We start from the raw sequence: 12,626 nt of genomic DNA on the forward strand, positions 1-12,626 counted from the left end.
ATGGGACCATGGGAGCCTGCGTACAGATCCGACATCGCGCCGACGAAGCCGAAGGCGACGAGATCCGACCTTCGCTGAAGAGACCGCTTCCGACTGCGCCCCGAGAATCAGGACACTGCGTGCCCGCGATCCCCAGCCACGTGCCCGAGCCGAGCCGTACCGACCCGGCGCTGATCCGCAACTTCTGCATCATCGCGCACATCGACCACGGCAAGTCGACGCTCGCCGACCGGATGCTCCAGCTCACCGGTGTCGTCGACCAGCGGCAGATGCGCGCTCAGTACCTCGACCGCATGGACATCGAGCGTGAGCGCGGCATCACGATCAAGTCGCAGGCGGTCCGTCTGCCCTGGGCCCCCACCGAGGGTGCGGGCAAGGGCAGCACGCACATCCTGAACATGATCGACACCCCCGGCCACGTCGACTTCACCTACGAGGTCTCGCGCTCGCTGGCGGCCTGCGAGGGCACGATCCTGCTGGTGGACGCCGCCCAGGGCATCGAGGCCCAGACCCTCGCCAACCTGTACCTGGCGATGGAGAACGACCTCGCGATCGTCCCGGTCCTCAACAAGATCGACCTGCCGGCCGCCCAGCCGGAGAAGTTCGCCGAGGAGCTCGCGAACCTGGTCGGCTGCCAGCCCGAGGACGTGCTGCGGGTCTCCGCGAAGACCGGTCTCGGCGTCGACGCCCTGCTCGACAAGGTCGTCGCCACCGTCCCGGCCCCGGTCGGCGTCAAGGACGCCCCGGCCCGCGCGATGATCTTCGACTCGGTCTACGACTCGTACCGCGGCGTCGTGACCTACGTCCGTGTCGTCGACGGCCAGCTCAACAAGCGCGAGCGCATCCGGATGATGTCCACCGGCGCCACGCACGAGCTGCTGGAGATCGGCGTCTCCTCCCCGGAGATGACCTCCTCCGACGGCCTCGGCGTCGGCGAGGTGGGCTACATCATCACCGGCGTGAAGGACGTCCGTCAGTCCAAGGTCGGTGACACCATCACCAGCCTGCACAACGGCGCGACCGAGGCCCTCGGCGGCTACAAGGACCCGCGGCCGATGGTCTTCTCCGGCCTGTACCCGCTCGACGGCTCGGACTACCCGGACCTGCGCGAGGCGCTGGACAAGCTCCAGCTCAACGACGCCGCGCTCGTCTACGAGCCCGAGACCTCGGCGGCCCTCGGCTTCGGCTTCCGCGTCGGCTTCCTCGGCCTGCTCCACCTGGACGTGGTCCGCGAGCGCCTGGAGCGCGAGTTCGGCCTCGACCTGATCGCGACCGCGCCGAACGTGGTCTACCGGGTGGTCCTGGAGGACGGCAAGGAAGTCACCGTCACCAACCCGAGCGAGTTCCCCGAGGGCAAGATCTCGGACGTGTTCGAGCCGGTCGTGCGGGCCACGATCCTCGCGCCCAGCGAGTTCATCGGCGCGATCATGGAGCTCTGCCAGACCCGCCGCGGCACCCTGCTCGGCATGGACTACCTCTCCGAGGACCGGGTCGAGATCCGCTACACCCTCCCCCTCGCGGAGATCGTCTTCGACTTCTTCGACCAGCTGAAGTCCAAGACGCGCGGCTACGCCTCGCTGGACTACGAGCCCACCGGCGAGCAGTCCTCCAGCCTGGTCAAGGTCGACATCCTGCTGCACGGCGACAAGGTCGACGCCTTCTCCGCCGTCACGCACAAGGACGCCGCCTACGCCTACGGCGTGCGCCTCGTCGCCAAGCTGCGCGAGCTCATCCCGCGGCAGGCGTTCGAGGTGCCGATCCAGGCGGCCATCGGCTCGCGCGTCATCGCCCGCGAGACCATCCGCGCCATCCGCAAGGACGTCCTCGCCAAGTGCTACGGCGGTGACATCTCCCGTAAGCGGAAGCTGCTGGAGAAGCAGAAGGAAGGCAAGAAGCGGATGAAGATGGTCGGCTCCGTGGAGGTCCCGCAGGAGGCCTTCATCGCCGTCCTCTCCAGCGACGAGTCCGGCGGCAAGAAGAAGTAACCGGCCGGTAACCGACAGCGGTCGGGGGCGGCCGCGTCAAGCGGTCGCCAAGGGCGGGTCAAGAACCACCCTCGCCCCAACTCGGACGAATGGGCCCACATGCGCACGCATGGGGGCCCTTTTCGTTATGAAGCGGCCGCTCGGAGGCTCTTACGCGCCGGGCGCACGGCCTCTACGCTGATCATTGCTCGATGGTTACTCGCCAGTTTCAAAAAGGTGCCAGCACAACCCGCCCGTCCCAAAGCACCCCCACGCCCACGCCCTGCCGCGTGGACCGGTCCGGAGGATGTCGTGAGCGACACACAGACCTTGATCGAGAACCGCCCGCCCACCGTGGCGGCCCTCTTCCTTGACCGCGTCGCCGCGACACCGAACGCGGAGGCCTACCGCTTCCCGGTGCCCGCCGCCGGCCCCGAGGGCGGTCCGGACGACTGGAAGTCGCTGAGCTGGGGGCAGGCGGCCGAGCGGGTCTTCGCCATCGCGGCGGGCCTGATCTCCCTGGGCCTGCGCCCGGAGGAGCGGGTCGCGCTCGCCTCCAACACCCGGGTCGAGTGGATCCTGTCCGACCTCGGCGTGATGTGCGCGGGCGGCGCCGTCACCACGATCTACCCCAGCACCAACGCCGAGGAGTCCTCGTTCATCCTCGCGGACTCCGAGAGCCGGGTGCTGATCGCCGAGGACGCCAAGCAGCTCGCGAAGGCCCGCGAGCGCCGCGCCGGCCTGCCGAACCTCGCCCACGTGGTGGTCCTGGACGCGGCCGACGCGGTCGGCGCCGAGGGCGACCCCGAGGGCTGGGTCCTGTCCCTCGCCGACCTGGAGGCGCGCGGCAACGAGCACCTGGCCAAGCACCCCGAGGCGGTCAGGGAGCGGATCGCGGCCATCACCGCCGACCAGCTCGCCACCCTCATCTACACCTCCGGCACCACCGGTCGCCCCAAGGGCGTCCGCCTGCCGCACGACAACTGGTCGTACATGGCCAAGGCCACCGTGGCCACGGGCATGATCCACTCGGACGACGTCCAGTACCTGTGGCTGCCGCTGGCGCACGTGTTCGGCAAGGTGCTGACCTCCGGGCAGATCGAGGTCGGGCACGTCACCGCGGTCGACGGCCGGATCGACAAGATCATCGAGAACCTGCCGGTGGTCCAGCCGACGTACATGGCGGCCGTCCCGCGCATCTTCGAGAAGGTCTACAACGGCGTGGCCGCCAAGGCGCGGGCCGGCGGCGGGGCCAAGTACAAGATCTTCCAGTGGTCGGTCGGCGTCGCCCGCGAGTACGCCAAGGTCACCCAGGACAACTTCCGCCGCACGGGCCAGGCCACCGCCCCCTTCGGGCTCGCCACCAAGCACAAGATCGCCGACGCGCTCGTCTACTCCAAGCTCCGCGAGGCCTTCGGCGGCAAGCTGCGGGCCGCCGTCTCCGGCGCCTCCGCCCTCGCCCCCGAGATCGGCTACTTCTTCTCCGGCGCGGGCATCCACATCCTGGAGGGCTACGGCCTGACGGAGTCCAGCGCCGCCTCCTTCGTCAACCCCGGCGAGGCCTACCGCACCGGCACCGTCGGCAAGCCGCTGCCCGGCACCGAGGTCCGCATCGCCGACGACGGCGAGGTCCTGCTGCGCGGCCCCGGCATCATGCAGGGCTACCACGGGCAGCCCGACAAGACCGCCGAGGTGCTGGAGAGCGACGGCTGGCTGCACACCGGCGACATCGGCGAACTGTCGCCCGACGGCTACCTGCGCATCACCGACCGCAAGAAGGACCTGATCAAGACCTCGGGCGGCAAGTACGTCGCCCCGGCCGAGATCGAGGGCCAGTTCAAGGCGATCTGCCCGTACGTGTCGACCATCGTCGTGCACGGCGCCGACCGGAACTTCTGCTCGGCCCTGATCGCCCTCGACGAGCCGGCGATCCTCGGCTGGGCCGCCGAGAACGGCCTGGAGGGCAAGACGTACGCCGAGGTCCTGGCCGCAGCGGAGACCGACCGCCTGATCGAGACCTACGTCCAGACCCTGAACGAGGGCCTCCAGCGCTGGCAGACGATCAAGAAGTTCCGGATCCTCCCGCGCGACCTGGACGTCGAGCACGGCGACCTGACGCCCAGCCTCAAGCTGAAGCGCCCCGTGGTCGAGCGTGAGTTCAAGCACCTCATCGACGAGATGTACGCGGGCTCCCGGGAGGCCTGAGCAGGGCCCGGACCGGCGCGGGAAACGACCTTGGGGCAGTGCGGGACAATGGGCCCATGCCTTCCGCACTGCCCGACGGTGAACCCATGCCCGAAGACGGCTCGCTGCCGTCGCACGCCCTGGCGGGTGCCGGGGACCGGCCCCTCGGGTTCTACCTGCACGTCCCGTACTGCGCCACGCGCTGCGGGTACTGCGACTTCAACACCTACACGGCCACCGAGCTGCGGGGGACCGGCGGGGTGCTCGCCTCCCGGGAGAACTACGCCGACACCCTGATCGACGAGGTCCGCCTGGCCCGCAAGGTGCTCGGGGACGACCCCCGGGCCGTGCGGACCGTCTTCGTCGGCGGCGGCACGCCCACGCTGCTGCCCGCCCGCGACCTCGTCCGCATGCTCGCGGCGATCCGCGACGAATTCGGGCTCGCCGAGGACGCCGAGATCACCACCGAGGCCAATCCGGAGTCCGTGGACCCGCGCTACCTCGCGGAGCTGCGCGAGGGCGGCTTCAACCGGATCTCCTTCGGCATGCAGAGCGCGAAGCAGCACGTCCTGAAGGTGCTCGACCGCACCCACACCCCAGGCCGCCCCGAGGCCTGCGTCGCGGAGGCCCGCGCGGCGGGCTTCGAGCACGTCAACCTGGACCTGATCTACGGCACGCCGGGGGAGACGGACCAGGACTGGCGCGACTCCCTGGCCGCCGCCATCGGCGCCGGACCCGACCACGTCAGCGCCTACGCCCTGATCGTCGAGGAGGGCACGCAGCTGGCCCGCCGGATCCGCCGCGGCGAGGTCCCGATGACCGACGACGACGTCCACGCCGACCGGTACCTGATCGCGGACTCCGTCATGGCGGAGGCCGGGTACTCCTGGTACGAGGTGTCGAACTGGGCCACGACCGAGGCCGGCCGCTGCCTGCACAACGAGCTGTACTGGCGCGGGGCCGACTGGTGGGGCGCGGGCCCCGGCGCCCACTCGCACGTCGGCGGGGTGCGCTGGTGGAACGTGAAGCACCCCGGCGCCTACGCGGCGGCCCTGGCGGAGGGCCGTTCCCCCGGCGCGGGGCGCGAGCTGCTGTCAGCGGAGGACCGGCGCGTGGAGCGGATCCTGCTGGAGCTGCGCCTCGTCGACGGCGTCCCGCTGTCACTGCTGGCCCCGGCGGGCCTGGCGGCCGCCGCGAAGGCCCTGGCCGACGGCCTGCTGGAAGCCGGCCCGTACGAGGCCGGGCGCGCGGTGCTGACCCTGCGCGGGCGGCTGCTGGCCGACGCGGTGGTGCGGGACCTGGTGGACTGATCACTCCCCGGAGTGAATCGCTGCGGATACGGGCGGGAGCGGCCTAGCCTGTGAGTAGCTTTCTGTCGCAACCCCGGCGGCAGAAGTGGAGGGCACGGAGATGACCGCTGTGGACGATCGCCGGATGACCGAGTACTTCGAGAGCTTCGAGGCTCCCGAGGGGGTCAAGGTCGAGCTCCTCAGGGGGGAAATCGTGATGATGGCGGGGCCTGACGTGGTCCACAACCTGATCGTCATGTTCGTGCAGCGGCAGATCCCCATGGACCGCTGGTACCCGCTCCAGACGCAGGACGTGGCCATTCCCGGGGACTCGTCGGAGCCGCAGCCGGACCTCGTCGTCCTGCCGAGCGAGGCGGCGCCGGCGTCGGGCCGTCTCCTGCCCGCAGGCGCCCTGGCGATGGTGGTCGAGGTCGTCTCCAAGACCAGCAAGCTGCGCGACTACGTGACGAAGCGCTCCATCTACGCGGCTGGCGGCATTCCCGCCTATCTGATCATCGACCCCTTCCAGGCCACGTGCGTGGTGCTCACCGAGCCTTTCGGTGCCGGAGAGGAAGCCGACTACCGGGGCGCGCGGACCAGCAAGTTCGGTGAGCCGGTCCCGCTCGACGTCCTCGGCGTCACGCTCGACACCACGGAGTTCGCCACCCTGCCGTAGACCGGGTCAGGGCGCCGTGACGAAGTCGATCAGCTCCTCCACGCGGCCCAGCAGGGTCGGCTCCAGGTCGCGGTAGGACGTGACGCGGGACAGGACGTGCTGCCAGGCGGCCCCGGTGTTCTCCGGCCAGCCCAGGGCCCGGCAGACGCCCGTCTTCCAGTCCTGGCCGCGCGGCACCTCGGGCCACGCCCGGATGCCCAGCGCGGACGGCTTCACCGCCTGCCAGACGTCCACGTACGGGTGACCCACCACCAGCACGTCCGGGGAGGTCACCGACGCCGCGATCCGGGACTCCTTCGACCCCGGCACCAGATGGTCCACCAGGACGCCGAGGCGGGCGTCCGGCCCCGGGGCGAACTCCTCCACCACGGCCACGAGGTCGTCGATCCCCTCCAGGTACTCCACCACCACGCCCTCGATGCGCAGGTCGTCACCCCAGACCCGCTCCACCAGCTCGGCGTCGTGGCGGCCCTCCACGTAGATCCGCCCGGCCCGCGCCACCCGGGCCCGCGCCCCCGGGACGGCCAGCGAGCCCGATGCCGTACGGGCGGGCGCGGCGGGCGCCCGCGACGGGCGGGTCAGGGTCACCACGGCGCCGTCCAGCACGAAGCCGCGCGGCTCCAGGGGGAAGACCCGGCGCCTGCCGAACCGGTCCTCCAGCGTCACGGTGCCCGCCTCGCACGCCACCACCGCGCCGCAGAAGTCGGTGCCCGCCACCTCGACCACCAGATCGGGGTCCGCGGCCACCTCCGGCACGGCCTTGGCACGCTTCCACTGCGGGGTCAGGTCGGGGGAGTACTCGCGCATCCGGCCGACACTAGGAGAGCCGCCGCCGTCAGCTCCGCGACACGCCGAACAGGTCGGCCAGTGTGTCGCGTTGGGCACGCACGAACCCGGCGCCGACCACCGCTCCGTGACCCGGCACGTACAGCGCGTCGTCCCCGCCCAGCGCGAGCAGGCGGTCCAGGGCGGCGGGCCACTGCCCGGGCACCGCGTCCGAGCCGGCCTGCGGCTCGCCCGACTCCTCCACCAGATCCCCGCAGAACACCACCTCGCGCTCGCCCGGCACCAGGACCGTCAGGTCGTGCTGCGAGTGCGCGGGACCGACGTTGGCCAGCAGCACCTGTACGCCGCCCAGCTCCAGCGTCCACTCGCCCGACACCAGGTGCTCCGGCGCCCGCAGCAGGCCCGTCGCCTCGGCCGCCTCCGCCTCGTCCAGGCCGTGGTGGACCGCGCTCGCGCGCAGCGCCTCACGGCCGCCGGGGGTCGCCAGGAGCCGGTCGAGGCCGACGGCTCCGTAGAACCGGGCACCCGGGAAGGCCGGGCCACCCAGCACATGGTCGAAATGTCCGTGCGTGAATGCGATATGGGTCACGCGCCGACCCGTCAGCCGCTCCGCCTCCGCCCGCACCAGGGCGCCCTCGCGCACACAGGAACCGGGGTCGATCAGGAGCACCGACTCGTCCCCCACCACCAGTCCCACCGTGCAGTCCCACACCGGGAGCCGCCGCCGGCCGGTCCGCCCGGTCAGCCGTTCCCAGCCCGCCTCTTCCCAACGTACGTCCATGGGGCGACGCTACCCTGGCGGGCCGCCCTTGCCCGGGGTGTACCACCCGGCCGTACACTGACCGGGGGATCTCTGGCACTCGGGCGCTCGGAGTGCCAACCAGGGCCCGGGGGCGGACGCCGGCGGGCCGGCCGGCCGGACCCCATGACCGACCGACGACAGACGACCGACCGACGACCGACCGCATCCGGAGGTGTGCGCGATGCTCAGTGAACGCAGACTCGAAGTACTGCGCGCCATCGTCCAGGACTACGTCGGGACGGAGGAGCCGGTCGGCTCCAAGGCCCTCACCGAGCGCCACCGCCTCGGGGTCTCGCCCGCGACCGTGCGCAACGACATGGCCGTGCTGGAGGAGGAGGGCTACATCGCGCAGCCCCACACCAGCGCCGGCCGGATCCCCACCGACAAGGGCTACCGCCTCTTCGTCGACAAGCTGGCGGGGGTCAAGCCCCTGTCGACGCCCGAGCGGCGGGCCATCCAGAACTTCCTCGACGGCGCCGTGGACCTCGACGACGTGGTCGGCCGCACGGTGCGGCTGCTCGCGCAGCTCACCCGGCAGGTCGCCGTCGTCCAGTACCCCTCGCTGACCCGCTCCACCGTCCGGCACGTCGAGCTGCTGTCGCTGGCCCCGGCCCGGCTGATGCTCGTACTGATCACGGACACCGGGCGGGTCGAGCAGCGGCTCGTCGACACCCAGACGCCCTTCGGCGAGACCTCCCTCGCCGACCTGCGGGCGCGGCTGAACAGCCGGGTCGTCGGCCGTCGGTTCACCGACGTGCCGCAGCTCGTGCAGGACCTTCCGGAGTCGTTCGAGATCGACGACCGGGCGACCGTCAAGGCCGTCCTCGCGACCCTTCTCGAAACGCTGGCCGAGGAGGCGGAGGAGCGGCTGATGATCGGCGGCACCGCCAACCTCACTCGCTTCGGACATGATTTTCCCTTGACGATCAGGCCGGTGCTCGAAGCACTTGAGGAGCACGTCGTGCTCCTCAAGCTGCTGGGCGAGGCAGGGGAGTCGGGGATGGCCGTACGGATCGGGCACGAGAACGCCTACGAGGGGCTCAACTCCACGTCGGTCGTGTCCGTCGGCTACGGTTCGGGCGGCGAAGCAGTCGCCAAACTCGGCGTGGTCGGACCGACCCGCATGGACTACCCCGGAACGATGGGAGCGGTACGCGCAGTGGCACGTTACGTCGGACAGATCCTGGCGGAGTCGTAAGTGGCCACGGACTACTACGCCGTACTCGGCGTGCGCCGCGACGCATCCCAGGACGAGATCAAGAAGGCCTTCCGGCGGCTCGCGCGCGAGCTGCACCCGGACGTCAATCCCGATCCGAAGACGCAAGAGCGCTTCAAGGAGATCAACGCCGCCTACGAGGTCCTCTCGGACCCGCAGAAGAAGCAGGTCTACGACCTCGGCGGCGACCCGCTGTCCTCCTCGGGCGGCGGCGGCGCGGGCGGCTTCGGCGCGGGCGGCTTCGGCAACTTCTCGGACATCATGGACGCCTTCTTCGGCCAGTCCCAGCAGCGCGGCCCGCGCTCACGGACCCGCCGAGGCCAGGACGCCATGATCCGTCTGGACCTGGAACTGGACGAGGCCGCCTTCGGCACGACCAAGGACATCCAGGTCGACACGGCCGTCGTCTGCACCACCTGCTCCGGCGAGGGCGCCGCCCCCGGCACCTCCGCGCAGACCTGTGACATGTGCCGCGGCCGCGGTGAGGTCTCGCAGGTCACCCGGTCCTTCCTGGGCCAGGTCATGACCTCGCGCCCCTGCCCGCAGTGCCAGGGCTTCGGCACCGTGGTCCCGACCCCGTGCCCCGAGTGCGCGGGCGACGGCCGGGTCCGCTCCCGCCGCAGCCTGACGGTCAAGATCCCCGCCGGTGTCGAGAACGGCACCCGGATCCAGCTCGCGGGCGAGGGCGAGGTCGGCCCCGGCGGCGGCCCCGCCGGCGACCTGTACGTGGAGATCCACGAGCTGCCGCACCCGACCTTCCAGCGGCGCGGGGACGACCTGCACTGCACGGTCACCATCCCCATGACGGCGGCGGCCCTGGGCACCAAGTGCCCGCTGGAGACGCTGGACGGCATGGAGGAGATCGACATCCGGCCCGGCACCCAGTCCGGCCAGGCGATCCCGCTGCACGGGCGCGGCGTCACGCACCTGCGCGGCGGCGGGCGCGGCGACCTGATCGTCCACGTCGAGGTCACCACCCCCGGCAAGCTGGACCCCCAGCAGGAGGACCTGCTGCGCCAGCTCGCGAAGCTGCGCGGCGAGGAGCGCCCGATGGGCCAGTTCGCCCCCGGCCAGCAGGGGCTGTTCAGCCGCCTGAAGGACGCGTTCAACGGCCGCTGACCGGCCCGCGAGAGCACGTACGAGCCCGGTCCGGGGACACCCCGGACCGGGCTCCGCGTTTCTCCCGCGACGGGAGGGAAGTGGACTATGCCAGGCGAATTGCCGTGATTCGGTGCGGTGCTCCGGACGTGGCACGATGCAGTCCATGTCCTCCGCACCGAACGGTCTCCCCCGGTACCCGATCGTGCAGGCTCCCATGGCGGGCGGCGCCTCCTGTCCGCCGCTCGCCGCCGCCGTGTGCGAGGCCGGCGGGCTCGGTTTCCTGGCCGGCGGCTACAAGACCGCCGACGGCATGTACCAGGAGATCAAGCAGCTCCGCGGGCTCACCCGGCGCCCCTTCGGAGTGAACCTCTTCCTGCCGCAGACCGGATACGTCGACCCGGCAGCCGTCGAGGCCTACCGCGGCCAGCTGGCCGGCGAGGCGAGCTGGTACGAGGTCTCGCTCGCCGAGGAGGACATCATCGGCACCTGCGACGACGGCTACGAGGCCAAGCTGGCGATCCTGCTGGAGGACCCGGTCCCGGTCGTCTCCTTCGCCTTCGGCTGCCCGGCGCCCACCGTGATCGCGCGCCTGCGCGCCGCCGGTACGCACACCGTCATCACCGTGACCTCCGTCGACGAGGCCCGCGCCGCCCAGGAGGCGGGCGCCGACGCCCTGTGCGTCCAGGGGGTCGAGGCCGGCGGACACCAGGGCACCTTCCGCGACGACCCGCAGACCGACGGCACGGCGGCCGTCGGCCTGCTCACCCTGGTGGCGCAGGTGCGCGAGGCCGTGGCCCTGCCGATCACCGCCTCGGGCGGGCTGATGCGCGGGGCGCAGATCGCGGCGGTGCTCGCGGCGGGCGCGGAGGCGGCGCAGCTCGGCACGGCCTTCCTGGTCTGCCCGGAGTCCGGGGCGCACCCCCTGCACAAGAAGGCGCTGACGGACCCGCTGTTCGGCCACACGGAACTGACCCGGGCCTTTACCGGCCGCCCCGCCCGGGGCCTGGTCAACCGCTTCATGCGGGAGCACGGGCCGTACGCCCCTTCCGCCTACCCCCAGATCCACCACATGACCTCGGGGCTGCGCAAGGCCGCCGCCGCGGCCGGGGACCCGCAGGGCATGTCCCTGTGGGCCGGGCAGGGACACCGGCTGGCGCGGGCGCTGCCGGCCGGGGAGCTGGTGGAGGTGCTGGCCGCGGAACTGGCGGAGGCACAGAGCGCGTTGAAGGTGTTGCAGATGAGGAGAGCGTCATGACGGCCCCCGTGTTCGTGGTCGAAGAGGTCCCCGCGGGGCCGGAGTTCGTGCTGGACGGCCCCGAGGGGCGGCACGCGGTATCGGTGAAGCGGCTCGAACCGGGCGAGGCGCTCGTCCTCACGGACGGCCGCGGTCACTGGGCCGACGCCGTGGTGAAGACGGCGGAGGGCAAGGACCGGCTGGTCGTCTCCGTGTCGGGGGCCGGGGAGGAGCCCGAGCCCGCCGTGCGGATCACCGTGGTGCAGGCGCTGCCCAAGGGCGACCGGGGCGAGGTCGCCGTCGAGACGATGACGGAGACCGGCGTCGACGCCATCGTGCCGTGGCAGGCCTCGCGGTGCATCACCCAGTGGCGGGGCGAGCGCGGGGCGAAGTCCCTGGCCAAGTGGCGGGCCACCGCCCGGGAGTCGGGCAAGCAGTCGCGCCGGGTGCGGTTCCCGGAGGTGGCCGAGGCGCTGTCCACCAAGCAGGTGGCCGCGCTGCTGGCGGCGGCCGACCTGGCGATGGTGCTCCACGAGGACCGCGAGGCCGCCTCCGAGGCGCTGGCGACCGCGGAGCTGCCCGTGGCCGGCTCGGTGGTGCTGGTGGTCGGCCCCGAGGGCGGGGTCTCCCCGGAGGAACTCGCGGCCTTCGCACAGGCCGGCGCCCGCCCGTACCGCCTGGGCCGCTCGGTACTGCGCACGTCCACGGCGGGCACGGCGGCCACCGCAGTCCTGTTGGCCCGCACGGGCCGCTGGGCCTAGCCCGCCCCCGCCGGGCCTGCGGGCCCCTGTCGGGCCGTGGGGGCCCTGCCGGGCCTTCCGGGCCCGCTCGGCCCGTCTCGCACCCCTGGTCCTGCCGCCTCGCCCGGCGTGCCCCGCAGAGCTCGGCCCGGGCGGGACGGGCGGCCCGGGCCCTGCGCCGGGGCGGTGTGCGGTGGGGGCCGGGCGATCCGGGGGTGGGGGGCGGGCGGTTACGATGCCCCGACCGATCAACCTCACGGGAGGCGCAGCCATGGCCGGGGAACCGCAGGCGGACTGCCTGTTCTGCAAGATCGTCGCGGGGACCATCCCGGCGACCGTGGTCCGCGAGACCGAGACGACCTTCGCCTTCCGGGACATCAACCCGCAGGCGCCCACGCACGTCCTGGTCATCCCGAAGGTCCACTACCCCGACGCCGCCTCCCTCGCGGCCGCCGAGCCCGGAATCGCCGCCGACGTGCTGAGCGAGGCCGGCCGGATCGCCGCCGACGAGAAGGTCGACGGCCACGGCTACCGGATCGTCTTCAACACCGGTGCCGGTGCCGGGCAGACCGTCTTCCACGCGCACGCCCACGTCCTGGGCGGCCGCGGCCTCCAGTGGCCCCCGGGATAGACC

The 12,626-nt window shown here is 72.0% G+C and carries 11 protein-coding genes; 9 read left to right on the forward strand and 2 right to left on the reverse strand.

All coding sequences use genetic code 11. The annotated features are described in order from the left end of the window. Nucleotides 1-119 precede the first annotated feature (119 nt). From lepA to SLAV_RS24685, 4 genes are all read left to right on the forward strand, one after another. Nucleotides 120-1,985, forward strand: coding sequence for a translation elongation factor 4 (gene lepA, locus SLAV_RS24670; protein ID WP_030226936.1), 1,866 nt, complete (start codon nt 120-122; stop codon nt 1,983-1,985). 291 nt (nt 1,986-2,276) lie between these two features. Beyond that, on the forward strand, nt 2,277-4,169 hold the full coding sequence (locus SLAV_RS24675) for an AMP-dependent synthetase/ligase (protein WP_030226938.1): 1,893 nt from the start codon (nt 2,277-2,279) through the stop codon (nt 4,167-4,169). A 56-nt stretch (nt 4,170-4,225) separates the two neighbouring features. Further along, nucleotides 4,226-5,458 carry a radical SAM family heme chaperone HemW gene (gene hemW, locus SLAV_RS24680; protein WP_030226941.1) on the forward strand — a complete coding sequence of 411 codons (1,233 nt, stop codon included), beginning with the start codon at nt 4,226-4,228 and terminating at the stop codon, nt 5,456-5,458. 100 nt (nt 5,459-5,558) lie between these two features. Beyond that, complete coding sequence (locus SLAV_RS24685) at nt 5,559-6,113, forward strand: Uma2 family endonuclease (RefSeq protein ID WP_030226943.1); 555 nt, start codon at nt 5,559-5,561, stop codon at nt 6,111-6,113. Between the two features lie 6 nt (nt 6,114-6,119). Here the strand turns inward: SLAV_RS24685 and SLAV_RS24690 are convergent, their stop codons facing one another. Together SLAV_RS24690 and SLAV_RS24695 are read right to left on the reverse strand one after the other, a co-directional pair. Next, a complete protein-coding gene (locus tag SLAV_RS24690; RefSeq protein WP_030226944.1) occupies nt 6,120-6,920 on the reverse strand; it encodes a DUF3097 domain-containing protein in 801 nt (266 codons plus the stop codon). 28 nt (nt 6,921-6,948) lie between these two features. Beyond that, complete coding sequence (locus SLAV_RS24695) at nt 6,949-7,680, reverse strand: MBL fold metallo-hydrolase (RefSeq protein ID WP_030226946.1); 732 nt, start codon at nt 7,678-7,680, stop codon at nt 6,949-6,951. 202 nt (nt 7,681-7,882) lie between these two features. Between SLAV_RS24695 and hrcA the strand changes: the two genes are divergently transcribed. The 5 genes from hrcA to SLAV_RS24720 all read left to right on the forward strand — a co-directional run bounded on the left by hrcA (nt 7,883) and on the right by SLAV_RS24720 (nt 12,623). Next, nucleotides 7,883-8,899: a heat-inducible transcriptional repressor HrcA gene (gene hrcA / locus SLAV_RS24700; protein ID WP_030226948.1), complete on the forward strand. Its 1,017-nt coding sequence runs from the start codon at nt 7,883-7,885 to the stop codon at nt 8,897-8,899. Continuing rightward, nucleotides 8,900-10,036, forward strand: coding sequence for a molecular chaperone DnaJ (dnaJ, locus tag SLAV_RS24705; protein WP_030226950.1), 1,137 nt, complete (start codon nt 8,900-8,902; stop codon nt 10,034-10,036). Nucleotides 10,037-10,181: 145 nt separating this feature from the next. Continuing rightward, the gene (locus SLAV_RS24710; protein WP_030226952.1) at nt 10,182-11,273 is read left to right on the forward strand and encodes a nitronate monooxygenase; all 1,092 of its coding nucleotides are present in this window, start codon (nt 10,182-10,184) and stop codon (nt 11,271-11,273) included. Continuing rightward, nucleotides 11,270-12,013: a 16S rRNA (uracil(1498)-N(3))-methyltransferase gene (locus SLAV_RS24715; protein ID WP_030226954.1), complete on the forward strand. Its 744-nt coding sequence runs from the start codon at nt 11,270-11,272 to the stop codon at nt 12,011-12,013. Before SLAV_RS24710 ends, SLAV_RS24715 begins: the two co-directional genes overlap by 4 nt. Nucleotides 12,014-12,263: 250 nt before the next feature. Then, nucleotides 12,264-12,623, forward strand: coding sequence for a histidine triad nucleotide-binding protein (locus tag SLAV_RS24720; protein ID WP_030226955.1), 360 nt, complete (start codon nt 12,264-12,266; stop codon nt 12,621-12,623). Nucleotides 12,624-12,626 lie beyond the last annotated feature (3 nt).

The sequence above is a fragment of the Streptomyces lavendulae subsp. lavendulae genome, from assembly GCF_002803845.1.
Classification (GTDB): Bacteria; Actinomycetota; Actinomycetes; order Streptomycetales; family Streptomycetaceae; genus Streptomyces; species Streptomyces lavendulae.